This is a genomic window from Streptomyces sp. WM6372 (assembly GCF_001279655.1).
Taxonomy (GTDB): Bacteria; Actinomycetota; Actinomycetes; order Streptomycetales; family Streptomycetaceae; genus Streptomyces.
In genome coordinates this window covers 18,091-41,852 of the sequence record NZ_LGDB01000002.1, presented here as the reverse complement: position 1 = coordinate 41,852, position 23,762 = coordinate 18,091, and the positions used below count along the sequence as shown (strand labels likewise).

Annotated in this window: 23 protein-coding genes and 3 tRNA genes; 6 read left to right on the top strand and 20 right to left on the bottom strand. The window is 69.8% G+C overall.

Features of this window, described 5'->3' with window-relative positions:
* Nucleotides 1–62: 62 nt before the first annotated feature.
* From rpoB to ADK52_RS01385, 10 genes are all read right to left on the bottom strand, one after another.
* A complete protein-coding gene (gene rpoB, locus ADK52_RS01430; RefSeq protein WP_030870161.1) occupies nt 63–3,545 on the bottom strand; it encodes a DNA-directed RNA polymerase subunit beta in 3,483 nt (1,160 codons plus the stop codon).
* Nucleotides 3,546–4,152: 607 nt separating this feature from the next.
* Entirely contained in the window at nt 4,153–4,536 is a 384-nt protein-coding gene (gene rplL, locus ADK52_RS01425) for a 50S ribosomal protein L7/L12 (protein ID WP_053687958.1), read from the bottom strand.
* A 110-nt stretch (nt 4,537–4,646) separates the two neighbouring features.
* Nucleotides 4,647–5,177 carry a 50S ribosomal protein L10 gene (gene rplJ, locus ADK52_RS01420; RefSeq protein ID WP_030008449.1) on the bottom strand — a complete coding sequence of 177 codons (531 nt, stop codon included), beginning with the start codon at nt 5,175–5,177 and terminating at the stop codon, nt 4,647–4,649.
* Nucleotides 5,178–5,493: 316 nt separating this feature from the next.
* Nucleotides 5,494–6,390 carry a hypothetical protein gene (locus ADK52_RS01415; protein ID WP_053687957.1) on the bottom strand — a complete coding sequence of 299 codons (897 nt, stop codon included), beginning with the start codon at nt 6,388–6,390 and terminating at the stop codon, nt 5,494–5,496.
* An 85-nt stretch (nt 6,391–6,475) separates the two neighbouring features.
* A complete protein-coding gene (locus ADK52_RS01410; protein WP_234343258.1) occupies nt 6,476–7,402 on the bottom strand; it encodes a hypothetical protein in 927 nt (308 codons plus the stop codon).
* Between the two features lie 284 nt (nt 7,403–7,686).
* A complete protein-coding gene (gene rplA / locus ADK52_RS01405; RefSeq protein WP_030154662.1) occupies nt 7,687–8,415 on the bottom strand; it encodes a 50S ribosomal protein L1 in 729 nt (242 codons plus the stop codon).
* Between the two features lie 89 nt (nt 8,416–8,504).
* Nucleotides 8,505–8,939 carry a 50S ribosomal protein L11 gene (gene rplK / locus ADK52_RS01400; RefSeq protein ID WP_030154660.1) on the bottom strand — a complete coding sequence of 145 codons (435 nt, stop codon included), beginning with the start codon at nt 8,937–8,939 and terminating at the stop codon, nt 8,505–8,507.
* Nucleotides 8,940–9,107: 168 nt separating this feature from the next.
* Entirely contained in the window at nt 9,108–10,025 is a 918-nt protein-coding gene (nusG, locus tag ADK52_RS01395) for a transcription termination/antitermination protein NusG (protein ID WP_053687956.1), read from the bottom strand.
* An 84-nt stretch (nt 10,026–10,109) separates the two neighbouring features.
* Nucleotides 10,110–10,391 carry a preprotein translocase subunit SecE gene (secE, locus tag ADK52_RS01390; protein ID WP_030154653.1) on the bottom strand — a complete coding sequence of 94 codons (282 nt, stop codon included), beginning with the start codon at nt 10,389–10,391 and terminating at the stop codon, nt 10,110–10,112.
* A gap of 105 nt (nt 10,392–10,496) precedes the next feature.
* Nucleotides 10,497–10,569 (bottom strand) — tRNA-Trp (locus ADK52_RS01385).
* Nucleotides 10,570–10,763: 194 nt separating this feature from the next.
* Between ADK52_RS01385 and ADK52_RS01380 the strand changes: the two genes are divergently transcribed.
* Nucleotides 10,764–11,990 (top strand): pyridoxal phosphate-dependent aminotransferase, encoded by a 1,227-nt coding sequence (locus ADK52_RS01380; RefSeq protein WP_053687955.1) that lies wholly within the window; start codon nt 10,764–10,766, stop codon nt 11,988–11,990.
* 146 nt (nt 11,991–12,136) lie between these two features.
* A complete protein-coding gene (locus ADK52_RS01375; RefSeq protein WP_053687954.1) occupies nt 12,137–13,156 on the top strand; it encodes an adenosine deaminase in 1,020 nt (339 codons plus the stop codon).
* A 16-nt stretch (nt 13,157–13,172) separates the two neighbouring features.
* On the opposite strand, the gene ADK52_RS01370 is transcribed toward ADK52_RS01375, so the two are convergent.
* The 5 genes from ADK52_RS01370 to ADK52_RS01350 form a co-directional block, all read right to left on the bottom strand.
* Nucleotides 13,173–13,589: a hypothetical protein gene (locus tag ADK52_RS01370; RefSeq protein ID WP_053687953.1), complete on the bottom strand. Its 417-nt coding sequence runs from the start codon at nt 13,587–13,589 to the stop codon at nt 13,173–13,175.
* A gap of 15 nt (nt 13,590–13,604) precedes the next feature.
* Nucleotides 13,605–14,660, bottom strand: coding sequence for a UDP-N-acetylmuramate dehydrogenase (locus ADK52_RS01365; RefSeq protein WP_053687952.1), 1,056 nt, complete (start codon nt 14,658–14,660; stop codon nt 13,605–13,607).
* A gap of 56 nt (nt 14,661–14,716) precedes the next feature.
* The gene (locus ADK52_RS01360) at nt 14,717–15,115 is read right to left on the bottom strand and encodes a DUF3291 domain-containing protein (protein WP_053687951.1); all 399 of its coding nucleotides are present in this window, start codon (nt 15,113–15,115) and stop codon (nt 14,717–14,719) included.
* Nucleotides 15,116–15,151: 36 nt separating this feature from the next.
* Complete coding sequence (locus ADK52_RS01355) at nt 15,152–16,708, bottom strand: DHA2 family efflux MFS transporter permease subunit (RefSeq protein WP_078987804.1); 1,557 nt, start codon at nt 16,706–16,708, stop codon at nt 15,152–15,154.
* Between the two features lie 104 nt (nt 16,709–16,812).
* On the bottom strand, nt 16,813–17,391 hold the full coding sequence (locus ADK52_RS01350; protein ID WP_053687950.1) for a TetR/AcrR family transcriptional regulator: 579 nt from the start codon (nt 17,389–17,391) through the stop codon (nt 16,813–16,815).
* Between the two features lie 135 nt (nt 17,392–17,526).
* On the opposite strand from ADK52_RS01350, the gene ADK52_RS01345 reads away from it, so the two are divergent.
* Nucleotides 17,527–18,738 (top strand): NAD(P)/FAD-dependent oxidoreductase, encoded by a 1,212-nt coding sequence (locus ADK52_RS01345; protein ID WP_053687949.1) that lies wholly within the window; start codon nt 17,527–17,529, stop codon nt 18,736–18,738.
* A complete protein-coding gene (locus tag ADK52_RS01340; protein ID WP_053687948.1) occupies nt 18,735–19,691 on the top strand; it encodes an RNA polymerase sigma-70 factor in 957 nt (318 codons plus the stop codon). The genes ADK52_RS01345 and ADK52_RS01340 overlap by 4 nt, the downstream gene beginning before the upstream one ends.
* A 154-nt stretch (nt 19,692–19,845) precedes the next feature.
* On the opposite strand, the gene ADK52_RS01335 is transcribed toward ADK52_RS01340, so the two are convergent.
* The 5 genes from ADK52_RS01335 to ADK52_RS01315 all read right to left on the bottom strand — a co-directional run bounded on the left by ADK52_RS01335 (nt 19,846) and on the right by ADK52_RS01315 (nt 21,315).
* Nucleotides 19,846–20,274: a MaoC family dehydratase gene (locus ADK52_RS01335; RefSeq protein ID WP_053687947.1), complete on the bottom strand. Its 429-nt coding sequence runs from the start codon at nt 20,272–20,274 to the stop codon at nt 19,846–19,848.
* Nucleotide 20,275: 1 nt separating this feature from the next.
* The gene (locus tag ADK52_RS01330; RefSeq protein WP_053687946.1) at nt 20,276–20,728 is read right to left on the bottom strand and encodes a MaoC family dehydratase N-terminal domain-containing protein; all 453 of its coding nucleotides are present in this window, start codon (nt 20,726–20,728) and stop codon (nt 20,276–20,278) included.
* Between the two features lie 140 nt (nt 20,729–20,868).
* Nucleotides 20,869–21,033 carry a 50S ribosomal protein L33 gene (rpmG, locus tag ADK52_RS01325; RefSeq protein ID WP_007265873.1) on the bottom strand — a complete coding sequence of 55 codons (165 nt, stop codon included), beginning with the start codon at nt 21,031–21,033 and terminating at the stop codon, nt 20,869–20,871.
* A gap of 88 nt (nt 21,034–21,121) precedes the next feature.
* A tRNA-Met gene (locus ADK52_RS01320) sits at nt 21,122–21,194 on the bottom strand.
* 48 nt (nt 21,195–21,242) lie between these two features.
* A tRNA-Thr gene (locus ADK52_RS01315) sits at nt 21,243–21,315 on the bottom strand.
* 406 nt (nt 21,316–21,721) lie between these two features.
* Between ADK52_RS01315 and ADK52_RS01310 the strand changes: the two genes are divergently transcribed.
* Together ADK52_RS01310 and ADK52_RS01305 are read left to right on the top strand one after the other, a co-directional pair.
* Nucleotides 21,722–23,035 (top strand): amidohydrolase family protein, encoded by a 1,314-nt coding sequence (locus ADK52_RS01310; RefSeq protein ID WP_182508577.1) that lies wholly within the window; start codon nt 21,722–21,724, stop codon nt 23,033–23,035.
* Between the two features lie 67 nt (nt 23,036–23,102).
* Nucleotides 23,103–23,759 carry an SDR family oxidoreductase gene (locus ADK52_RS01305; RefSeq protein ID WP_053687945.1) on the top strand — a complete coding sequence of 219 codons (657 nt, stop codon included), beginning with the start codon at nt 23,103–23,105 and terminating at the stop codon, nt 23,757–23,759.
* Nucleotides 23,760–23,762: the final 3 nt, after the last annotated feature.

Sequence of the window (23,762 nt, the reverse complement as noted above, 5' to 3'; positions counted from 1 at the left end):
TCATGGTCTGAACGGTCCCGGGGATGACGGGGGGCTCTTGAGCGAGCCCCCCGTCAGGCCCGTCAGACCTCTTCGACGCTGCTCGGCTCGCGCCGGGACAGGTCGATACCGAGCTCCTCCGCCGCGCGGAAGACGTCCTCGTCGGTGTCGCGCATCTCGATGGACATGCCGTCCGAGGACAGCACCTCCACGTTGAGGCAGAGCGACTGCATTTCCTTGATGAGCACCTTGAAGGACTCGGGAATGCCCGGCTCGGGGATGTTCTCGCCCTTGACGATGGCCTCGTAGACCTTCACGCGGCCGGTGACGTCGTCGGACTTGATGGTCAGCAGCTCCTGGAGGGCGTAAGCGGCGCCATAAGCCTCGAGCGCCCACACCTCCATCTCACCGAAGCGCTGGCCACCGAACTGCGCCTTACCACCCAGCGGCTGCTGCGTGATCATCGAGTACGGACCGGTCGACCGAGCGTGGAGCTTGTCGTCGACCAGGTGGTGGAGCTTGAGGATGTACATGTACCCGATCGAGATCGGGTCCGGGAACGGCTCGCCGGAGCGGCCGTCGAACAGGCGCGCCTTGCCGGACGGGAGGACCAGGCGGTCCCCGTCGCGGTTCGGGATCGTGTGCTCGAAGAGGCCGGCGAGCTCGTCCTCGCGGGCACCGTCGAACACGGGGGTGGCGACGTTGGTGCCGGGCTCGACGCGGTCGGCGCCGATGACCTTCAGCCGCTCGGCCCACTCCTCGCCGAGGCCGGAGACGTCCCAGCCGCGGCTGGCGAGCCAGCCGAGGTGGATCTCCAGGACCTGTCCCGGGTTCATTCGGGACGGGACACCCAGCGGGTTCAGGATGATGTCGACCGGCGTGCCGTCCTCAAGGAAGGGCATGTCCTCGATCGGAAGGATCTTGGAGATGACACCCTTGTTGCCGTGGCGGCCGGCGAGCTTGTCACCGTCGGTGATCTTGCGCTTCTGGGCGACGTAGACGCGGACCAGCTGGTTCACGCCCGGAGGAAGCTCGTCGCCCTCCTCGCGGTCGAAGACGCGGACACCGATGACCTTGCCGATCTCACCGTGAGGGACCTTGAGCGAGGTGTCGCGCACCTCGCGAGCCTTCTCACCGAAGATCGCGCGGAGCAGGCGCTCCTCCGGGGTCAGCTCGGTCTCACCCTTGGGCGTGACCTTGCCGACGAGGATGTCGCCGGCGACGACGTCCGCACCGATGCGGATGATGCCGCGCTCGTCGAGGTCGGCGAGGACCTCCTCGGAGACGTTCGGGATGTCCCGGGTGATCTCCTCGGGGCCCAGCTTGGTGTCACGGGCGTCGACCTCGTGCTCCTCGATGTGGATCGAGGAGAGGACGTCGTCCTGTACGAGGCGCTGCGACAGGATGATCGCGTCCTCGTAGTTGTGGCCTTCCCACGGCATGAACGCGACGAGCAGGTTCTTGCCGAGGGCCATTTCGCCCTCTTCGGTGGCCGGGCCGTCGGCGAGGACCTGGGCCTCGACGATCCGGTCGCCCTCGTTGACGATGACCTTCTGGTTGACCGAGGTGCCCTGGTTCGAGCGGGAGAACTTGGCGACGCGGTACGTGGTGTACGTGCCGTCGTCGTTGGCGACGGTGATGTAGTCGGCCGAGACCTCTTGGACGACACCGTCCTTCTCCGCCTTGATCGAGTCGCCGGCGTCGACCGCACAGCGGTACTCCATGCCGGTGCCGACGAGCGGGGCCTCCGCCTTGATGAGCGGAACGGCCTGGCGCATCATGTTCGCGCCCATGAGGGCGCGGTTGGCGTCGTCGTGCTCGAGGAAGGGGATCATCGCGGTCGCGACGGACACCATCTGGCGCGGGGAGACGTCCATGTAGTCGACGTCGTCGCCGGCGATGTAGTCGATCTCGCCGCCACGACGGCGGACCAGTACGCGGTTCTCGGTGAAGCGCATCTCGTCGTTCAGGCCGGCGTTGGCCTGGGCGATGACGAAGCGGTCTTCCTCGTCGGCGGTCAGGTAGTCGACCTCGTCGGTGACGACGCCCTCGACGACCTTGCGGTACGGGGTCTCGACGAAACCGAACGCGTTGACGCGGCCGTAGGAGGCGAGCGAGCCGATCAGACCGATGTTCGGGCCTTCAGGGGTCTCGATCGGGCACATGCGGCCGTAGTGCGACGGGTGAACGTCTCGGACCTCGAAGCCGGCCCGCTCACGGGACAGACCACCGGGACCCAGAGCCGAGAGACGACGCTTGTGCGTCAGACCCGACAGCGGGTTGTTCTGGTCCATGAACTGCGACAGCTGGCTGGTGCCGAAGAACTCCTTGATGGAGGCGACGACCGGCCGGATGTTGATCAGGGTCTGCGGCGTGATCGCCTCGACGTCCTGCGTGGTCATCCGCTCGCGGACGACGCGCTCCATACGAGCCAGACCCGTGCGGACCTGGTTCTGGATGAGCTCGCCGACGTTGCGCAGACGACGGTTGCCGAAGTGGTCGATGTCGTCGGTCTCGACGACGATCGAACGGCCCGACTCACCGGTCGTGTCGGTCTCGCCCGCGTGAAGCTTCACGAGGTACTTGATCGTCGCGATGATGTCGTCGGTGGTGAGCACACCGGCGTCCAGCGGCTCGTCGGCGCCGAGCTTCTTGTTCACCTTGTAGCGGCCGACCTTGGCGAGGTCGTAGCGCTTGGGGTTGAAGTAGAGGTTCTCGAGCAGCGTCTGAGCGGCCTCGCGGGTCGGCGGTTCGCCCGGACGCAGCTTGCGGTAGATGTCGAGCAGCGCGTCGTCCTGGCCCTGGGTGTGGTCCTTCTCCAGGGTGGCGCGCATGGACTCGTACTCGCCGAACTCCTCGAGGATCTGCTCGGTGGTCCAGCCGAGAGCCTTCAGGAGGACGGTGACGGACTGCTTGCGCTTGCGGTCGATGCGGACACCGACCATGTCGCGCTTGTCGATCTCCATCTCCAGCCAGGCACCCCGGGACGGGATGATCTTGGCGGAGAAGATGTCCTTGTCGGACGTCTTGTCGATGGAGGAGTCGAAGTAGACACCGGGGGAACGGACGAGCTGCGACACCACGACACGCTCGGTGCCGTTGATGACGAAGGTGCCCTTGTTGGTCATGAGCGGGAAGTCGCCCATGAAGACCGTCTGAGACTTGATCTCTCCGGTCTCGTTGTTCGTGAACTCGGCAGTGACGAACAGCGGAGCCGCGTACGTGAAGTCGCGCTCCTTGCACTCGTCGACGGAGTTCTTCGCCGGCTCGAAACGGTGGTCGCGGAAGGTCAGCGACATCGACCCGGAGAAGTCCTCGATCGGCGAGATCTCCTCGAAGATCTCTTCCAGACCGGACTTGGTGGGGACGTCCTGTCCACTCTCAAGCGCCGACTCGACGCGAGACTTCCAGGCGGCATTGCCGAGAAGCCAGTCAAAGCTCTCGGTCTGCAGCGCCAGGAGGTTCGGAACCTCGAGGGGCTCCTTGATCTTTGCAAAGGAGATGCGCAGCGGGGCGGTGCTGGCACCGGTGTTCGTATTGGTCGAGGCGTTGCGCGAGGCGGCCAAGAGGGGGTCCTTCCGAGGGCTCGGACTCACTACGCGCGTACCGGTCCCAGCTGACACAGAAGACGTCCCGCCTGATTCGGCCGAAAAGACCTGGTCAGGGCGTATCGATCAAGTGTGCTCGAGCGTGGGCATGCCCCTGGCGACGGGCAGGGGGCAGCTAACAGGCAGCGCAAAGGGTCAGTGTAGCCACTTGGCTCACTGATGTCCAGACCAGGTTTCCGGAAACCGGCAACAGGCCTTCCCCATGTCGTTGAAACCAACCCTGCAACCCTGCGTCCAACACGCGACCCTCATGGCTCTCGCACACAGAGCGCGTATCAGTACTGCCCTCTTCGTAGTCGATCCATGCCTCGGATCGTCGATCCGTGCCCCGGATCTCGGACCGAGCCGATCGATCCCACAACGGGACTGAGAATTGCGCGCCGCGTGCCGTTCGTCAAGGCCCCCTGCTCCGTGCGGATCAGCTCAGGACCCGGCTCCGGGGCAACGATGATCACCCTACTCCCCAACGAGACCAGGGCAAGTCAGGCACTGCGGGTACGCCAAAGGGCGACCACCCTTACGGGTGATCGCCCTTGGTTGAGGCCCCAGGAGGGCCTCAGAGGTGTTACTTGACCTCGACGGCCGCACCGGCGCCCTTGAGGGCCTCGGCGGCCTTCTCGGCGGCGTCCTTGGCAACCTTCTCGAGGACGGGCTTCGGGGCGCCGTCAACGAGGTCCTTGGCCTCCTTCAGACCCAGGGAGGTCAGCTCGCGCACGACCTTGATGACCTGGATCTTCTTGTCGCCCGCACCGGTGAGGATGACGTCGAACTCGTCCTTCTCCTCCTCGGCCTCGGCAACCGGGCCCGTGCCGGCCGGACCGGCAACGGCGACGGCCGCGGCGGCGGTGACGTCGAACTTCTCCTCGAAGGCCTTCACGAACTCGGAGAGCTCGATGAGGGTCATCTCCTCGAACTGGGCGAGGAGGTCGTCCTGAGAGAGCTTCGCCATGATGGGCGATCCTTCCACTAATTCGGCAGGTGCCGGATGTATATAGAGGCGGGCGTAACGGCCCGCTACGACCCACGCACTAGGCGGCGTGGATCAGTGCGCGAGCCGAATTACTCGGCACCGCCCTGCTCGGCGAGCTTGACGCGAAGCGCTTCCGCGGTGCGGACGAACTTCGACGGCAGCGCCTGGAAGAGCGAGGCAGCCTGAGACTGCTTGCCCTTGAACGCGCCGGCCAGCTTGCTGAGCAGAACCTCGCGGGACTCGAGGTCCGCAAGCTTCTTGATCTCATCGGCGGTGAGCGCCTTGCCATCAAGGACACCCGCCTTGATGATGAGATTCGGGTTGTCCTTGGCGAAGTCACGCAGGCTCTTCGCCGACTCCACCGGGTCACCGGTGATGAAGGCGACCGCGGTCGGACCAGCGAAGTGCTCGTCCAGCGCGGTGATCCCGGCCTGGTTGGCCGCAATCTTGGTCAGCGTGTTCTTCACCACGGCGTACTGGGCGTTCTCACCGAGAGAGCGACGCAGCGTCTTGAGCTGCGCGACGGTGAGACCCCGGTACTCGGTCAGCACGGCGGCGTTCGAGCTCTGGAACGCGTCCTTGAGCTCGGCTACCGATGCAGCCTTGTTGGGCGTCGGCATGGTGCGTTCGCCTCCTTCCGGGTGATGAGGACCGCTCAGAAGGGGCTGACATACGAAACGCCCCGGCGCAGGCGCCAGGGCGTAGCTCAACCGGAACGAGTTCCGGGAACTTTCCAAGGTCACCTGCGCAGGACGTCCGCAATTGGCGGATCCTTCGGCCGCCGCACCCTCACGGGCACGACAACGACCAGCGGTCTTTGGCTTCTCCGGAAGAGTACGTGAACCGGCCGACCCGAGGCAAATCGCCTCGGAAACGCCGGGGAGCGCCGGGGAGCGCCGGGGAGCGCCCGGGAATCCCGGGCGCTCCCGGGGTGGCTCAGGAGCCGCCGAGCCCGCCCAGCCCCGCGTCCTTCAGGGTCTGGTCGGCCTCCTTCAGCGTGTCGTCGACACCCTTGAGCTTGCCGTCGATGCCCTTCATCACGTCGTCGAAGTCGGCCACCTGGTCCGCGGGCGGCGCGGTGACCGGCGCGGTCGTGCCGAAGCCGGAGAACTTCGCCGAGACCTTCGTCGTGCCGTCCTTGGTGCCCTGGGCCGAATCGACGCGGACGGGGTAGCCGTCCTTGCCGATCCACAGGTCCACGTCGAGGGTGACGTACTCCTTCAGCGCCTCGTGGAGGTACTGCCGGTTCGCCGCCTCCATCACCTTGGTGGACTCGTCCGCCGCGAGCAGGTCGGCGTTGGTGAGGCTGGCCTTGAGGTGCTTGGCCTCCCCGCCGTCCATCTGCTCGGTGCCGACCAGCGTCAGCTTCTGCTGGCCCAGGAGCACGGCGAGGTAGTCGGCCGGGTCGTCGTTGAACCGGGAGCGGGGCTTGCCGCCCTTGTTCAGGTTCATCTTCATCCAGGACTTGCCCTCCAGGGGCTTGTCCGAGTGGGTGTAGATGACGTCGCCGATCATGACCTGGTTGGCGCCGTCGCCCTTGTCGTCGATGCCGGTGCTCGACGGGTACCAGCCCTTCGTGCCCGTGAGCTGTTCGGCCTTGCCGCTGCCCGTGGTGATGGTCATCTCGTACTTGGCGAACTTGGCGGCCACCGTCTTCGCGTAGGACGCCTTCACCGCGTCCGCCGGCGTCTCGGCCTTCGCCGCCGTCTTGCCGTCGGCCTTGCCGTCCGTCCTGCCGTCGGCCTTGTCGGTCCCGCAGCCGGTGAGGCCGCCCACGAGCAGTGCGGCCCCCGCCGCCGCGATGCCGGCCCGCGTCAGTACAGCCGTGTTCATTGGTGTTCCCCCATGGGTGGTTCTGGTGGTTCTGGTGGTTCTGGTGTTGCGAAAGGCGGTGCGGCCGGTCGGGCCCCGCGGCAGGTCAGGCCCCGGCGCCGGCGCCCGCGGCGCCCAGCTCCTTGAGCTTCCCGAACAGGTCGAGCGTCTCGTTCTCGGGCGGGGTCTGGACGGTCGCCGTCGTCGCGTAGTCCGAGTAGGAGGCGTCCAGGTCGACGGAGCCTTCGGGGGTCCCGATGCCGACCTTCATGCGGGCCGGGTACCCGTCCTTGTTCACCCAGACGTCCATGTCGTAGCCCTTGATGCCGGCCTTCTTCATGGCCTCGGTGAGCTTCGTACGGTCGGCCTCGGGCAGCGTCTTGGAGCCCTCGTTCGCGGCGAGCATCTCCGCGAAGGTCAGGGTGCCCTTGTAGTGCTGGGTGTCGGCGTCCCCGACCTTCTCGGAGCCGACGAGCTTCACGTTCGGCGAGGCGAGCAGCAGGGCGAGCTGCTTGGCGGGGTCCTGGCTCTGGTCCATCCCGGCCATGCCGCCCATGCCGCCCATGCCGCCCATGCCGCCGAGCCGCTTCAGCGCCTCGGCGTCTCCCGAGCCCTCGGCCGCGGCCTTCATGTCGAGCTTCATCCAGCGCTTGCCGTCCATGGCCGCGGACAGCGGAGAGTCGGTCGGCATCTCCATGTACATGACGTCCTTGGACATGACCATGCGCATGGAGTCGATGCCGGTGGTACCGAGCCCGCCCTTCATGGTGATGTCCATGACCTGCGGGTCCCACCCCTGGACGCCCGTCATCTCGATGCCCTCGCCGCCGAGGGCGCCGGACATCTTCATGGTCATGTGCACCTTGGCCGACTTGGCGGCCGAGGTCTTCCGGTAGGCCGCGGTGAGGGCCTCAGTGGCCGAACCGCCCGCCACGGGCGCGCTGGGCTGCGGCGCGGCCGAGGCGCCGGCAGCCTTGCCGGAGCCGTCCTTCTTGCCGCTCTCGCACGCCGTGGCCCCACCCACGAGCAGCACGGCCGCCAGCGTAGCGCCGGCGGCCTTCCTCCGGTACGCAGCGCGGTATGCAGCGCGGTATGCAGCGCGGTATGCAGCGCGGTATGCAGACATAGAGATCCCCACCCCTGTGTGATCGTTCGCTTCGCACCGACCCTACGTTCCCCTGTCGGGCCTTCGCGCGCCGGTTACCGACCAGTTCGGCACATGTGGTCCGAAACACGGAAAACGGGCCCCTCGCCACCCTGTGAAGGGGGCGAGGGGCCCGTTTCAGCCACTCAGGTGAGCCGGGGGCTCAGCGGAGCTCAGACAGCGGCCGGGTCTTCCTCGACGAGGAGGTTCCGGGTGCGGTTCGAGTCCAGCTGGATGCCGGGGCCCATCGTGGTGCTCAGGGCGGCCTTCTTGACGTAGCGGCCCTTCGCGGCGGACGGCTTCAGACGAAGGATCTCGTCCAGGGCCGCACCGTAGTTCTCGACCAGCTGCTCATCGGTGAAGGAGACCTTGCCGATGATGAAGTGCAGGTTCGAGTGCTTGTCGACACGGAACTCGATCTTGCCACCCTTGATCTCGGTGACAGCCTTGGCAACGTCCATGGTGACGGTGCCGGTCTTCGGGTTCGGCATCAGGCCACGGGGACCGAGCACGCGGCCGAGGCGGCCGACCTTGCCCATGAGGTCCGGAGTGGCGACAACCGCGTCGAACTCGTTCAGGCGGTTGCCCTTGGCGATCTCGTTGATCAGCTCGTCGTCGCCGACGATGTCGGCGCCGGCGGCTTCCGCGGCCGCAGCACGGTCACCGGTCGCGAAGACCAGGACCCGGGCGGTCTTACCGGTGCCGTGCGGGAGGTTCACGGTGCCACGGACCATCTGGTCGGCCTTGCGCGGGTCGACACCCAGGCGGAAGGCGACCTCGACGGTGGCGTCGAACTTGGTCGTGGAGGTCTCCTTGGCGAGACGGACGGCCTCGAGCGGGGCGTACAGCTTCTCCCGGTCGACCTTGGCGTCCGCAGCGCGGAGAGTCTTGCTGCGCTTCACTTCTGCTCCTGTATTTCGGCTTCAGGCATGGAGTCGTGGTGCGGACCAGCGCTTGGTCCTACCACTGGTGGTGCTGGGGGGTGGCTGGATCAGCCTTCGACCGTGACGCCCATCGAGCGCGCGGTGCCGGCGATGATCTTCATCGCGGCGTCGACGTCGTTGGCGTTGAGGTCGGGCATCTTCAGCTCGGCGATCTCGCGGACCTGGGCGCCGGTGAGCTTGGCGACCTTGGTCTTGTGGGGCTCGCCGGAGCCCTTCTCGATGCCCGCGGCCTTCAGGATGAGGCGCGCGGCCGGCGGAGTCTTGGTGATGAAGGTGAAGGTGCGGTCCTCGTAGACCGTGATCTCCACCGGCACGACCATGCCACGCTGCGACTCGGTCGCGGCGTTGTAGGCCTTGCAGAACTCCATGATGTTGACGCCGTGCTGACCGAGCGCGGGGCCGACCGGCGGAGCCGGGTTGGCCGCACCGGCCTTGATCTGGAGCTTGATAAGCCCCGTGACCTTCTTCTTCTTGGGAGGCATTGCTCTCTCCGGGTCCTAGTGAGAGTTTTTCGCCGCCAATCCGGTCATCCGGATGGAGGCATACCGCACCACGATAACGGGTATCGGAGCGGGGCTAAAAACCGAGCAGGTCAGACCGCCCTTCACGGGGCGATCTGACCTGTCCGGAAGCGTTGGCTCAGAAGATCGTCAGTTCTTCTGGATCTGGTCGAAGCTGAGCTCGACCGGGGTCTCGCGACCGAAGATCTCGACGAGGCCCTTGACCTTCTTCGAGTCCGGGTTGATCTCGTTGATGGTCGCCTGCAGCGTCGCGAACGGGCCGTCGGTGACGGTGACCGAGTCGCCGACCTCGAAGTCCAGGACCTCGATGGTGCGCTTGACCGCGGGGGCCGGCAGGCCGGCGTCCTCGGCGGCCTGCTTGGCGGCCTTCTCCTGCGCCTCCGGGGCGAGCATCTTGACGATCTCGTCCAGCGTCAGCGGGTACGGGTCGTACGCGTTGCCGACGAAGCCGGTGACACCGGGGGTGTTGCGGACGACGCCCCAGGACTCGTTCGTCAGATCCATGCGGACGAGAACGTAACCGGGCAGCTTGTTCTGCCGGACGTTCTTGCGCTCGCCGTTCTTGATCTGGACGATCTCTTCCTCGGGCACCTCGGCCTGGTAGATGAACTCCTCGACGTTCAGCGAGACGGCGCGCTGCTCCAGGTTGGCCTTCACGCGCTTCTCGTAGCCCGCGTAGGTGTGGATCACGTACCACTCGCCGGGCAGGAGGCGCAGTTCGTCGCGCAGGGCCTGGATGGGGTCGACGGGCTCGGCGTCGGCGGCCTCCTCGGCCTCCGCCCCGTCCTCGTCGGCCTCGTCCTCGACGTCGCCGGCCTCGGCGGTGACGGCATCCTCAGCGGCGTCGTCGTCGGCCTCGGTGTCGTCCGCGACCTCGTCAGCCTCGTCCTCGACGTGGAGCGCGGCCTCTTCGGCGGCGACACCGGCTTCGGCGTCGGCCAGCTCGGCCTCGTCGGGGTCCACAGCGTCTGCCGCCTCGACGATGTCGAGCGCGTCCTCGACGGACTCGACGGAGTCGGGGCTCGCGTTCAGGTTCGGGTCAGACACGGTGGCTGCTTCTTCCTGGATACAAAAGGTGGTCGAACATGCGAAAACGGGCGGCACCCATCAAGGCGCCGCCCTCCGCGGGGATCAGCCGAAGACGAACTTGATGGCTTCCTGGAACCCATAGTCAATCACGGTCACCAGACCGATCATGATGACGACGAAGACAATCACCACGGTGGTGTACGTCGTGAGCTGGTTGCGCGTCGGCCAGACGACCTTGCGGAGTTCCGCGATGATCTGGCGGTAGAACAGCGCGAGCCGACCCAGAGGACCCTTCTTCCCGCGCTTGCCGCCCTTGCGGGCCTTCTTCTCGCGGGTGTCATCCTCGGCGTCAGGCATGTCGATGGAGCCCAGGGCGTCCGTCACGTCTCTCACCTGAATCCGGGTCGTGGCCGTAGCCGCGCCCGGTTGCGCCGCACGGCGTTGCATCGAAGTACGTACCTGCGCACACGTCCGAGAAGGAGTGTGGAGCAGGGCCGGAGGGACTCGAACCCCCAACCGCTGGTTTTGGAGACCAGTGCTCTACCAATTGAGCTACGACCCTTTGTTGCGTCCCCCAACCTACCGCATCCAGACGGGTGCACGGAGTGCTCGACTCTGGAGTGACCGGCAGGGGCCAACGAGAGGTGAGTGTACGTGGTCCTGGACCTGACGTCGAACAGAGCGGTTTCGCGACTGGTCCGTCCGATGACTGAAACGGCGTGCGGGGCCTCTGAGACGTCTGGGACGATTGGCCTCATGACCTCCGAAACGCCTTCCGCCGAGCGCCGCGTCTCCGCCCGCATCGGCGCCATTTCCGAGTCCGCCACCCTCGCCGTGGACGCCAAGGCCAAGGCCCTCAAGGCCGCCGGACGCCCGGTGATCGGCTTCGGTGCCGGCGAGCCCGACTTCCCGACCCCCGACTACATCGTCGAGGCAGCGGTCGAGGCCTGCCGCAACCCGAAGTACCACCGCTACACGCCGGCGGGCGGCCTCCCCGAGCTGAAGACCGCGATCGCCGCGAAGACGCTGCGCGACTCGGGCTACGAGGTCGACGCGTCGCAGGTCCTGGTGACCAACGGCGGCAAGCAGGCGATCTACGAGGCGTTCGCCGCGATCCTGGACCCGGGTGACGAGGTCATCGTCCCGGCCCCGTACTGGACCACCTACCCCGAGTCGATCCGCCTCGCCGGCGGTGTCCCGGTCGAGGTCGTCGCCGACGAGACCACCGGCTACCGCGTCTCCGTGGAGCAGCTGGAGGCCGCCCGCACCGAGCGCACCAAGGTCGTCCTGTTCGTCTCCCCGTCGAACCCGACCGGAGCCGTGTACTCCGAGGCCGACGCGGAGGCCATCGGCCGCTGGGCCGCCGACAAGGGCCTGTGGGTCCTGACCGACGAGATCTACGAGCACCTGGTCTACGGCGAGGCCAAGTTCGTCTCCCTGCCGGCGATCGTCCCCGAGCTCGCCGACAAGTGCATCATCGTCAACGGCGTGGCCAAGACGTACGCGATGACCGGCTGGCGCGTGGGTTGGATCATCGGCCCGAAGGACGTGGTGAAGGCCGCGACCAACCTGCAGTCGCACGCCACCTCCAACGTCTCCAACGTGGCCCAGGTCGCGGCGCTCGCCGCCGTCTCCGGCAACCTGGACGCCGTCCACGAGATGCGCACGGCCTTCGACCGCCGCCGCCAGCTGATCGTCCGGATGCTGAACGAGATCGACGGCGTGTTCTGCCCGACCCCCGAGGGAGCGTTCTACGCGTACCCGTCGGTGAAGGAGCTCCTCGGCAAGGAGATCCGCGGCAAGCGCCCGCAGACCTCCGTCGAGCTGGCCGCGCTGATCCTGGACGAGGCCGAGGTCGCGGTCGTCCCGGGCGAGGCCTTCGGCACCCCCGGCTACCTGCGCCTGTCGTACGCCCTGGGCGACGCGGACCTGGTCGAGGGCGTGTCCCGCATCCAGAAGCTGCTGGCCGAGGCCAAGGCCTAGAGCGGCCCGCGGCAAGGTCTGAGCGGCGCAATCCCGACGGGGGCTGCGCCGCTCAGGTGCGTCGCGGCCCCGCTCTCGCGTTCGAGCAAGCCCCCAATCGGTAAAACCCCCTCCCGCCGAGCGCAGTGGTACGGCAGGATCACCGGATGGAGCACGTACGCGATCTCACGCTTCTGCCGAAAGCCCACCTCCACCTGCACTTCACCGGGTCGATGCGCCCCTCGACCCTCCTGGAGCTCGCCGACAAGTACGGCGTGCGCCTCCCCGACGCGCTGACCGCCGGCGAGCCGCCCAAGCTCCGCGCCACCGACGAGCGCGGCTGGTTCCGCTTCCAGCGGCTGTACGACGCCGCCCGCTCCTGCCTCCGCGAGCCCGAGGACATCCGCCGCCTGGTCCGCGAGGCCGCCGAGGAGGACGTACGGGACGGCAGCGGCTGGCTGGAGATCCAGGTGGATCCCACCTCCTACGCCCCCCTGCTCGGCGGCATGATCCCGGCCGTCGAGATCATCCTGGACGCCGTCGACGCGGCCTCGCGCGAGACCGGCCTCGGCATGCGGGTGCTGATCGCCGCCAACCGCATGAAGCACCCCCTCGACGCCCGCACCCTCGCCCGCCTCGCCGTCCGCTACGCCGACCGCGGCATCGTCGGCTTCGGGCTCTCCAACGACGAGCGCCGCGGCATGGCCCGCGATTTCGACCGGGCCTTCGCCATCGCCCGCGAGGGCGGTCTGCTCGCGGCCCCGCACGGCGGCGAGCTCACCGGCCCCGCCTCCGTCCGTGACTGCCTGGACGATCTGCACGCCTCCCGCATCGGCCACGGCGTACGGGCCGCCGAGGACCCCCGGCTGCTGAAGCGGCTCGCGGACCGGCAGATCACCTGCGAGGTCTGCCCGGCGTCGAACGTCGCCCTCGGGGTCTACGAGCGGCCCGAGGACGTCCCGCTGCGCACCCTCTTCGAGGCCGGGGTGCCGATGGCGCTGGGCGCGGACGACCCGCTGCTGTTCGGGTCCCGGCTGGCGGCGCAGTACGAGATCGCCCGCCGCCACCACGCCTTCACGGACGCGGAGCTCGCCGAGCTGGCCCGGCAGTCGGTGCGCGGCAGCGCCGCGCCGGAGGACGTACAGGACAAGCTGCTGGCCGGGATCGACCACTGGCTGGCCACCTGAGACTCCCGCCCGAGGCTCACCGCGTGAGCCGCAGGTCGCCCTCCCAGCAGTCGGCCCGTACCCGGTCGCCGTCGGGGAAGCCGATCTCCAGCTGCGTGCGCCCGGTCTCCGGCGCCGCGAACTCGGCCACGGTGGCCACCGTGTCCCCGAGGTGCCGCAGGAAGGGGTGGTCTCCGAGGTCCTCGCCGACCTCGATCCGGCCCCACTCCCCCATGTCGTACGGCTCGTGGGGCGGGGCGGATTCGACGATGAGGCACCAGTCCGACCCGGTGGTGATCCTGGTGGAGTCGCCCTCGCTGTCGATCAGCCAGACGTCGAGCGGCGCCTCGGAGCGTTCGCCCTCGTAGACGTGCCAGGACGCGACGATCCTGCTGATCGTGCGCCCCACCAGGCGGGTGGGGTCCGTACCGGCCCCGTGCAGTGGACAGAGCATGGCGGCCGGGACTCCTCAGATGCTGACGCCGACCGTCACCGGCTCGTTGACGAGGGTGACGCCGAAGGCCGCGTGGACGCCCGCGACGACCTCGCGGGCCAGGGCGAGGAGGTCCTCGGTGGTGGCCTCGCCGCGGTTGGTCAGCGCGAGGGTGTGCTTGGTGGAGATCCGGGCGGGGCCGGCGCCATAGCCCTTGGTGAAACCGGCCTTGTCGATCAGCCAGGCCGCGCTGGTCTTCGTACGGCCTTCGCCGGCGGGGTAGGCGGGCGGGGCGGCCTCGGAGCCGAGCCGGTCCTGGACGCGGGTGAGGAAGGCGGCGTACGCCTCGTCGCTCAGGATCGGGTTGTGGAAGAAGGAGCCCGCGGACCAGGTGTCGTGGTCGGCGGGGTCGAGGACCATGCCCTTGCCGGCGCGCAGCCGCAGTACGGTCTCGCGGGCGGTGGCGGCGGGGACCCGGTCGCCGGCCTCGACGCCGAGGGCGCGGGCGGTCTCCGGGTACTTGATCGGCGCGGAGAGGCCGCCCGCGTCCTCCAGGGCGAAGCGGACGCGCAGGACGACGTAGCGGTCGGGCTGGTCCTTGAAGGTGCTGTTGCGGTACCTGAACGCGCACTCGGCGGCGGTGAGGGTGACCGTCTCGCCGGTGGTGCGGTCGTACGCGACGACCTCGGTGATGGTGTCGCAGACCTCTTGGCCGTACGCCCCGACGTTCTGGATCGGGGTGGCGCCGGCGGAGCCGGGGATTCCGGCGAGGCACTCGATGCCGGCCAGGCCCGCATCGACGCTGCGGGCGACGGCGTCGCTCCAGTTCTCGCCGGCGGCGAGCTCCAGCCGCGTCCCGTCGAGGTGGAAGCCGGTGGTCGCGATGCGCAGGGCGGTGCCCTCGAAGCCGCGGTCGCCGATGACCAGGTTGCTGCCGCCGCCGATGACGAGGAGCGGGGTGCCGCTCTCGTCCGCGGCGCGGACGGCTTCGACCACCTCGGCGTCGGTGGTCGCGGTGACCAGACGGGTGGCGGGACCACCGAGGCGGAAGGTGGTCAGGGGGGCGAGGGGGGCGTCGTGGAGTTCCTGCACGGGGACAAGAGTACGGTCCGTACCCCTCGCATCCCTGCGGGGCCACGGACCGTACGTCACGAGCGGGCGGCCTCCTCGGCGAGCCGCCGTTCGGCTTCGGCCCAGCTGACCGGGAGGGCCGAGGCCGGGGCGGTCCAGAAGGTGAAGGCCGATTCCCGCATGAACGCGGCGGCGGCGCGGGAGCCGGAGCGGTGCGGCTCGCTGCGGGCGAAGCGGTAGAGCGCGCCCGGGTCCTCCCAGGCGGAGAGGGTGAGGAAGGTCCGGCCGAGGACCCGGGCGCGCAGGGCCACGCCGTGGGCGCCGGGGGCCTTGCGGATCTGGAGGATGATGCCGGGCGACTTGAGGAAGAACCGGATGGCGCCGGCCAGGGTCCGGGTCTCGAAGCGGGAGGCCATGACGTAGACCTCGGCTCCGGGAGCGGGCGGGGTGGGCGTGATCCAGGGGACGTCGGGCATGAGGTGCGCTCCTTTCGGTCGGGCCGTTCCGGGCGGTCAGCGGGTGGCGGGGACCTTGGCGGGGGTCGCGGATCCGGTGTCGGAGGTGTTCCCGACGGCGACCGGTGCGGGGATGCTCGGGTTCCGCTTGCCCGGGACCAGGAGGGCGAAGGCCGCTGCCACGGCCACCGCGACGGCGCCGATCCACAGCGCGGGCACGGTCCCGTCGGTGAAGGCCTGCGGGGACTCGTAGCCGCCCTGGGCCGAGAAGACCGAGGCCAGGACCGCGACGCCGAGGGCTCCGCCGACCTCGCGCAGGGCGTTGTTGGCGCCGGAGGCCTTGCCCTGGTCGGCGGGGGACACGGTGGACATCAGGATGTTGGAGGCGGGGGCGAAGTACAGGCCCATGCCGATGCCGCTGAGGATCAGCGCCGGGAGCTGGGCGGCGTACGAGACGTCGGTGCTCAGGATCATCGCGAACCAGCCGAGGCCGAGTGCCTGGAGGGCGAGCCCGACGGCGACGACGGGGCGGCCGCCGACCCGGTCGGAGAGGATGCCCGCGATCGGGGCGACGACCATCGGCATGGCGGTCCAGGGGAGCATGCGCACGCCGGCCTGGGTGGGCGAGTAGCCGGCGACGCCCTGGAGGAACTGGCTGAGCAGGAAGATCGAGCCGAACATGCCCAGGTACATCAGCAGGCTGGCCGTGTTGATCCCGAGGAAGCCGCGGTTCAGGAAGAGGCGCATGGGCAGCATGGGGTTCGCGTTGCGGAAGCCGTGGACGACGAACGCGCCGACGAGCGCGGAGCCGGCGATCAGGCCGGTGAGCACGGGGCCGCTGGTCCAGCCGTGGGCGTTGGCGTTGACGAGCGCGTAGACGATGCCGAAGAGGCCGCCGCTGATGAGGAGCGTGCCCGGTACGTCGAGACGGGCGTTCGGGGCGGTGGACTCGGCCAGCTTGAGGCGGGCGAGCGGGATCAGGGCCAGCCCGATCGGGACGTTCAGCCAGAAGATCCACTGCCAGGAGATGTGCTCGGTGAGGGTGCCGCCGACGAGCGGGCCGCTGGCGACGGCGAGGCCGCCGACGGCGCCGAAGATCCCGAGGGCCATGCCGCGGCGGGCGGCCGGGACGGTGGCGGTGAGCAGGGTGAGGGTGAGCGGCATCATGACCGCGGCGCCGACGCCCTGGACAGCGCGGGCGGCGATGAGTTCGTTGATGCCGGGCGAGAGGGCGGCGACGGCGGAGGCACCGGTGAATATCGCGAGGCCGGCCATGAAGAGCCGGCGCCGCCCGAAGCGGTCGCCGAGGGCCGCGCCGAACATGAGGAGGACGGCGAAGGTGAGCGTGTACGCGTTCACCGTCCACTCCAGGTCTTCCAGCGCACCGCCGAGGTCCTTGCGGATGGCGGGGAGGGCCGTGGTGACGACGAGGTTGTCGAGGGCGGCCATGAAGCCGGCGACGGAGGTGAGGACGAGCGCCCAGACGGCGGACCCGCTGAGTGCGGTGCCCTGGGCGGCCTGGGTTCCCTGAGTGCTCCGTGTGCTCTGTGTGCTCCGTGTGCGCTGGGCGGCTTGGGCGGCTTGGGCGGCTTCGGTGTCGTGCGAGGAGTTCACGATGTCCCCCTGAGGGTGAGAACTGGCTTGTTAGTTATCACTGACTAACTTTCGGGCCCATGAAAAAGGGCCGCGGAGGCCGGACGGAGCCTCGCCCGGGGGGCTCACTCCCCCGGCTGATCCTCCCGGCTCTGGACGCGGGCGGAGGGGTACAGCCCCGCCCAGACCCGGTGCCCGGGCGGGAAGCCCATGGCGGCCAGGTTGTTGATCAGCATTCCGTAGGCCATGAAGGTCGTGGTCTCGTTCACATCGCCGCCGAGCGGGACGTGGACGGTGTCCCAGAGCTCCATCCAGCCCTTGCGGACGAGCTCGCCGAGCTCGTGGTCGCCGGTGGCCTCGGCCGCGCCGACGGCGACGTACATCTGGAGCTGCATCTGGAGCTTGTCCGGATCCTCGGTGATGAGCCGCGCGTACGCGTTCGCCATGGCAAGCCCGGCCTCTTCGCCCTCCAGCCCCTCGGCGGCGGCCGCGAACACCGCACGGGTGTCGCGCAGGCAGCGCTCGGCAGCGGCGAGGAAGATGGCCGACTTGTTGGGGAAGAGCCGGAACAGGTACGGCTGCGAGACGCCCACGCGCTTGGCGATCGCCTCGGTGGAGGTCCCGTGATAGCCGCCGCGGGCGAACTCGTGCATCGCCGCACGGATGACGCTCTCGCGCCGCTCGTCCGCACTCATCCTTGCCATGGATACAAAGTTAGTACTCAATCACTAACTTAGTCAACCCCCGGACGTGTCGCGCGTCACGCCGGGCCCGTGTCACGAACCGGGCGGCAGCTTGCATCTCGTGGTCGTCAACACCCAGTGGAGGAAGGCGAAACGATGAGCGCACGGCACGGAGCGGACGGCACGGCCACCACCACCCACCGCGTCCTGGTCCTGGGGGCGGGGTACGCGGGGATGTCCGCGGCCATCCAGCTCGGCGCCCGGGTGGGGCGGCGCGAGGACGTGGAGGTGACCCTGGTGAACGCGCAGGAACGATTCACCGAGCGGCTGCGGCTGCACATGACGGCCACCGGGCAGCAGCTCGCCGGGCTGAGCATCCCGGAACTGCTGGAGGGTACGGGCGCGCGGTTCGTCCGCGGCTGGGTGACGGCGGTGGACGCGGACGCGCGGACGGTCCGGATCGACGACGACCGGGTCCTGCACTACGACACCCTGGTGTACGGGCTGGGCAGTGTGGCCGACCTGGCGGCGGTACCGGGCGCCGCGGAACACGCCCACACCCTGAACAGCGCCGAGGACGCCGAGGTACTGGCCGACCGGCTGACGCGGCTCGCCGGCGGCACGGTGGTCGTCGGCGGCAGCGGGCTGACCGGCGTCGAGTCCGCCGCGGAGATCGCCGAGCGGTACCCGGAGCTGAACGTCGTCCTGCTCGGCCGGCAGGAACCCGGCGCCGCCATGACCCCGAAGGCCGGGGCCTATCTGCGGGCCGCGCTCGACCGCCTGGGCGTGGCGGTGCGCAGCGGGGTCGAGGTGGTGGAGGTGCTGCCCGACGGGGTCGTACTGGCCGGGGGCGAGAGCGTCCCCGCCGACGCGGTGCTGTGGACCAGCGGTACGCGGGTGCCGGCGCTGGCGGCCGCCGCCGGGCTGGCCGTCGACGAGCACGGCCGCATCGTCACCGACGCCGCGCTGCGGTCGGTGTCGCACCCGGAGGTGTACGCCGTGGGCGACGCGGCCGCGATCCGCCAGGGCTACGGCGTCATGCACGGCACCTGCCAGGGCGGCATGCCGACCGGTGTGCACGCCGCGGTGTCGATCGTCCGCGCGCTGAAGGGCAAGCGGCCCCGGCCGTTCCGCTTCGGCTACTACCACACGCCCGTGAGCCTGGGGCGCCACGATGCCGTGGTGCAGTTCACCCGCCCCGACGACAGCCCGCGCCGCATGTACCTGACCGGCCGCGCAGCGGCCCGGTATAAGGAGACGGTGACTGCCGCACCCTGGCCGACGTACGGCCGTATGAAGAAGATGCCGGCCTCGGGGGCCGTTTGGCCGCGAGGCGGCCGCTTCACCCGGAACGGGGCGCTCCGATGACGGGCCGGTCCGCCGACGTGGACACCGCCACCGCCACCGCCACCGACACCGACGCCGACCAGCAGGTGTTCCACCGGCACCGGAACCTGCTGTTCTCCGTGGCCTACCGCATCCTGGGCACCGCGGCCGACGCGGAGGACGCGGTCCAGGACGCCTGGATCAAGTGGTCGGCCGCCGACCGCTCCCAGGTGGCCGAGCCCAAGGCGTACCTGACGCGGATCGTGTCGAACGTGGCGCTGGCACGGCTGCGGTCCACCCGGCACCAGCGCGAGACCTACGTCGGTCCGTGGCTCCCCGAGCCCATCCTCACCACGGGCGACACCGCCGAGACCGTCATGGACGCCGAGTCGGTGTCGATGGCCGTGCTCGTCGTACTGGAGACGCTCAGTCCGCTGGAGCGCGCGGTGTTCGTGCTGAAGGAGGTCTTCGACTTCAGCCACGCCGAGATCGCGGAGACGCTGGAACGCTCCGAAGCGGCGGTGCGGCAGGCCGCGCACCGGGCCCGCGAGCACGTACGGGCCCGCCGGCCGCGTTTCGCCGCCGACCGGACGCGGCAGCGCGAGGTCACCGAACGGTTCTTCGCCGCCACGACCGGCGGGGACGTCAACGCCCTGATGGAAGTGCTGTCCCCGGACGTCACCTTGTGGACGGACGGCGGCGGCAAGGTCCGTCAGGCCATGCGTCCGGTCGTGGGCGCGCAGACGGTGGCCGCCTGGTTCGCCGCCATCGGTACGGTCACGTACCAGGGCATCGGCCCCGCCGACATGAGGGCCGAGCTCGTCGAGATCAACGGCGGCCCGGGCATGGTGTTCAGCGGACCGGACCGCGTGGTCGCCACGGTCACCTTCGACTTCGGCGCCGACGGCCGCATCTCCGCGATCCACAACGTCGCCAACCCCGACAAACTCCGGGCCGTCGCCGGGGGCACCGCCCACGGCATCGGCACGCGCTGAGCGAGCCCGAGCGGGATCCGCCCCGCTCGGCACTCGGCTCGGCGCGCGCGGGGGCTGAGGCCAGGGTCGCCCTCAGGCCAGGGCGCCCCCAGGCCAGGGCGCCCCCAGGCCAGGGCGCCCTCAGGGCAGGGCGCCCTCAGGCCAGGGTCACCCCTCAGGCCAGCGTCACCAGGGCCCGGGACATGCCCAGGACCTTCTGACCCGCGCTCATCGCCGTCAGGTCCACCCGTACGCGGTTGTCGTCCAGCTTCGCCGCGACCTTGGCCGTGACCTCGATCAGCGCGCCCGTCCCGTCGTTCGGGACGACGACCGGCTTCGTGAAGCGGACCCCGTACTCGACGATCGCACCCGGGTCGCCGACCCAGTCGGTGACCACGCGGATCGCCTCGGCCATCGTGAACATGCCGTGCGCGATCACGTCCGGCAGCCCGACCTCCACGGCGAACTTCTCGTTCCAGTGGATCGGGTTGAAGTCGCCCGAGGCGCCCGCGTACCGCACCAGTGTGGCGCGCGTCACGGGGAAGGATCCCGCCGGCAGCTCGGTGCCGACCTCGACGTCGGCGTACTTGATCTGCGCGGTCATCTCAGGCCTCCTCGGGGGCGCGGGAGACGAGCTTCGTCCACGCCGTCACCACGTGCTCGCCGGTCTCGTCGTGGACCTCACCGCGGATGTCGATGATGTCGTTGCCGGCCATCGACTTCACGGCCTCGATCGTGGAGGTCACCGAAAGCCGGTCACCGGCCCGCACGGGCCGCGCGTACGCGAACTTCTGGTCGCCGTGCACGACGCGGCTGTAGTCCAGACCCAGCTGCGGGTCCTGCACGACCTGGCCCGCGGCCGCGAATGTGATCGCGAACACGAAAGTCGGCGGGGCGATCACGTCCAGGTGACCGAACGCCTTGGCGACATCGGGGTCGGTGTAGACGGGATTTTCGTCACCCACCGCAACCGCGAATTCGCGGATCTTCTCCCGGCCGACCTCGTACGGATCGGTGGGCGGGTAGCTCCGACCCACGAAGGACTGGTCGAGCGCCATGGCTCCCTACCTCCTGTTGGAAAAAGTCGGTCACATGCGGAAACGATCAAAGACCGACGATCACGGAAACGACACGAGGCCGCCCCCCGATGAAGGGGACGACCTCATGACGGTGCCTGTATTCCGAGACTTCGCTGGGGTCAGCGGGTCTCGCGGTGCGCGGTGTGCGAGTTGCAGCGCGGGCAGTGCTTCTTCATCTCCATGCGGTCCGGGTTGTTACGCCGGTTCTTCTTGGTGATGTAGTTCCGCTCCTTGCACTCCACGCAGGCCAGCGTGATCTTCGGGCGGACGTCGGTGGCAGCCACGTGAGTGCTCCTTGACGGACTATGGGACGGATGAACGCATAAAAGAGTAGCCGATCGGGAGACCGACCCCGCAATCGGCTACTGTGGGTAGCGGCGACCGGACTTGAACCGGTGACACAGCGATTATGAGCCGCTTGCTCTACCGACTGAGCTACGCCGCTTTGATGTGATCAGCTCCCCACCCGAGGGTGGGGAACCTCTCTCACCAGAGCCCCAATGCGGAATCGAACCGCAGACCTTCTCCTTACCATGGAGACGCTCTACCGACTGAGCTATTGGGGCGAGCGATGAAGACATTACACGGTTGCCCGCCCATCGCCCAAATCCTTTGCGGGGACTGGCCTCCGAGGGGGCGGCCAAGGCTTTCCCGATCGGCCCCCGAGCGTCACCGAGGCCCATTTCGGGGCAGATTGTGTCCGGGCTCACAATCCCAGACACCCCGCGAGGCACTCCGGGCACGCCGAGCAGCCCGATCCCGGACGAGGAAACACCCGCGGCGAGGAAGCACCCGCCCGCGCCGGGCGCACACGCGGCCGCCCCGGCGCGCAGGCACCACACCGGTACGACTATTGCGCTCCTCCGCGAAGCGGGGACCCCCGCGCCCTAGGCTCTGAGCACGCTGCGTGATCTTGGGCCGCGGGCCGCGGCCACTCGGCCCAGGAACCGCCCGAGCCACCGCAGGAGCGCGATGTCCGACAGCCAGCCGCAGCAGCCGCCCCACTCCCCGCGCAACGGCCGCGGCGAGGGCGGCGGCGGCCACGGGCCTCAGCGCCCGCCCGGCCACGCGAACGCGGCCGCCGCCGAGTCCACCACGCTCCTGCTCGCCGGGGCCCGCCTCACGGACGGCCGTACGGTCGACGTCCGGCTCGGCGGCGGCCGGATCCAGGCCGTCGGCACCGCGGGCAGCCTGCCCTCCCCGTCGCTCGCCCGGGTCGACCTCCGCGGCTACCTGCTGCTCCCCGCCCCCGCCGAGCCGCACGCCCACGGGGACACCGCCCTGACCGCCGACGGCGAGGGTCCCGTCTCGTACACCCCCGACGAGGTGCAGCGCCGGGCCACCGAGGCCGCCCTGCTCCAGCTCGGGCACGGCGCCACGGCCGTGCGCTCCCACGTCCGGATCGGCGACGTGCACGGGCTCGGCCCCATGGAGGCCGTGCTCCAGGCCCGCCGCTCGCTGCGCGGGCTCACCGACCTGACCACCGTCGCCGTTCCCCGCCTCCTCACCGGCGCGGCCGGCGCCGACGGGCTCGCCATGCTGCGGGACGCCGTCAAGATGGGCGCCTCCGTCATCGGCGGCTGCCCGGACCTGGACCCCGACCCGACGGGCTTCCTCGAAGCCGTCCTGGAACTCGCCGCCGAGCACGGCTGCCCCGTCGACCTGCACACGGACGGTGACGATCCCGGCCGCCTGGCCCGGCTCGCCGCGATGGCCGGCGGACTGCGCCCGGGGGTGACGATCGGCCCCTGCGGCGGTCTGTCACGGCTCCCGCTGGACGTGGCGCACCGGGCCGCCGATCAGCTGGCCGCGGCCGGCGTACGGGTGACCTGCCTGCCCCAGGGCGACTGCGCGGCCCTGGAGCGGCGCGGCCTGCGCACCGCGCCCGTACGGCTGCTGCGCGCCGCCGGGGTCCGGGTCGCGGCCGGCAGCGGGGCGCTGCGGGACGCCGGGAACCCGGTCGGCCGCGGCGACCCGCTGGAGGCGGCGTTCCTGCTGGCCTCCCAGGGCGGGCTGCGGGCGCCGGAGGCCTACGCGTCGGTCAGCGGCGCCGCCCGGGAGGCCATGGGCCTGCCGGAGGTCCGGGTGGAGGCCGGCTTCCCGGCAGAGCTGCTGGCCGTACGGGGGGACCGGATCGCGGGCGTGCTGTCCCTGGCGTACAGCCGGATCGTGATCCACCGCGGCCGGGTGGTAGCCCGGACGAGTGCCGTACGGGAGTACTGCGACTCGGCGGTCGCGGTGGCCCTGGACCTGCCCCGGCAGGGCCGTACGGAGTCCGGTCCCTGAACCTCCGCCGGCCCGGCGGCGGAGACTTTCGCGGGCGGGGGCGCCCGGCTCGTCGTACGGTCGGGGCATGCGCATCGTCATCGCGGGTGGACACGGTCAGATCGCGCTGCGGCTGGAGCAGCTGCTCGCCGCGCGCGGGTACGAGGTCGCGGGCATCATCCGCGACCCGGCGCAGGGCGACGACCTGCGGGAGGCGGGCGCCGAACCGGTGCTCTGCGACTTGGAGTCGGCTTCGGTCGAGCATGTGGCGGGCATTCTGCAGGGCGCGGACGTCGCGGTGTTCGCGGCCGGCGCGGGCCCCGGCAGCGGCGTGGCCCGCAAGGACAGCGTGGACCGGGGCGCGGCGGTGCTGTTCGCGGACGCGGCCGAACGGGCGCGGGTACGGCGCTTCCTGATGGTCTCTTCGATGGGCGCGGACGCGCACCACGGGGGCGACGAGGTCTTCGACGTCTACCTGCGGGCGAAGGGCGAGGCGGACGACCACGTACGGACGCGGCTGGGCCTGGAGTGGACGGTCCTGCGGCCCGGCCGGCTGACCGACGACCCCGGGAACGGGCAGGTGCGGCTGGAGGCGCGGACGGGCCGCGGGGCGGTTCCGCGCGACGACGTGGCGGCCGTGCTGGCGGAGCTGGTCGAAACCCCGGCGACGGCCGGACTGACGCTGGAGCTGACCGAGGGATCGACCCCGGTCTCGGTGGCCGTCAAGGCCGTCGCGGGCAACTGAGGT

Coding starts and splice junctions, on each gene's coding strand:
- ADK52_RS01375 (WP_053687954.1), top strand. CDS start 12,137: ATGGAGCACGTACGCGATCTCACGCTTCTGCCGAAAGCCCACCTCCAC.
- ADK52_RS01415 (WP_053687957.1), bottom strand. CDS start 6,390: ATGAACACGGCTGTACTGACGCGGGCCGGCATCGCGGCGGCGGGGGCC.
- rplL (WP_053687958.1), bottom strand. CDS start 4,536: ATGGCGAAGCTCTCTCAGGACGACCTCCTCGCCCAGTTCGAGGAGATG.
- ADK52_RS01330 (WP_053687946.1), bottom strand. CDS start 20,728: ATGGCGCTCGACCAGTCCTTCGTGGGTCGGAGCTACCCGCCCACCGAT.
- ADK52_RS01310 (WP_182508577.1), top strand. CDS start 21,722: ATGTCCGACAGCCAGCCGCAGCAGCCGCCCCACTCCCCGCGCAACGGC.
- ADK52_RS01350 (WP_053687950.1), bottom strand. CDS start 17,391: ATGGCAAGGATGAGTGCGGACGAGCGGCGCGAGAGCGTCATCCGTGCG.
- rplK (WP_030154660.1), bottom strand. CDS start 8,939: ATGCCTCCCAAGAAGAAGAAGGTCACGGGGCTTATCAAGCTCCAGATC.
- ADK52_RS01345 (WP_053687949.1), top strand. CDS start 17,527: ATGAGCGCACGGCACGGAGCGGACGGCACGGCCACCACCACCCACCGC.
- ADK52_RS01305 (WP_053687945.1), top strand. CDS start 23,103: ATGCGCATCGTCATCGCGGGTGGACACGGTCAGATCGCGCTGCGGCTG.
- ADK52_RS01360 (WP_053687951.1), bottom strand. CDS start 15,115: ATGCCCGACGTCCCCTGGATCACGCCCACCCCGCCCGCTCCCGGAGCC.
- ADK52_RS01370 (WP_053687953.1), bottom strand. CDS start 13,589: ATGCTCTGTCCACTGCACGGGGCCGGTACGGACCCCACCCGCCTGGTG.
- rplJ (WP_030008449.1), bottom strand. CDS start 5,177: ATGCCGACGCCCAACAAGGCTGCATCGGTAGCCGAGCTCAAGGACGCG.
- ADK52_RS01340 (WP_053687948.1), top strand. CDS start 18,735: ATGACGGGCCGGTCCGCCGACGTGGACACCGCCACCGCCACCGCCACC.
- ADK52_RS01335 (WP_053687947.1), bottom strand. CDS start 20,274: ATGACCGCGCAGATCAAGTACGCCGACGTCGAGGTCGGCACCGAGCTG.
- ADK52_RS01380 (WP_053687955.1), top strand. CDS start 10,764: ATGACCTCCGAAACGCCTTCCGCCGAGCGCCGCGTCTCCGCCCGCATC.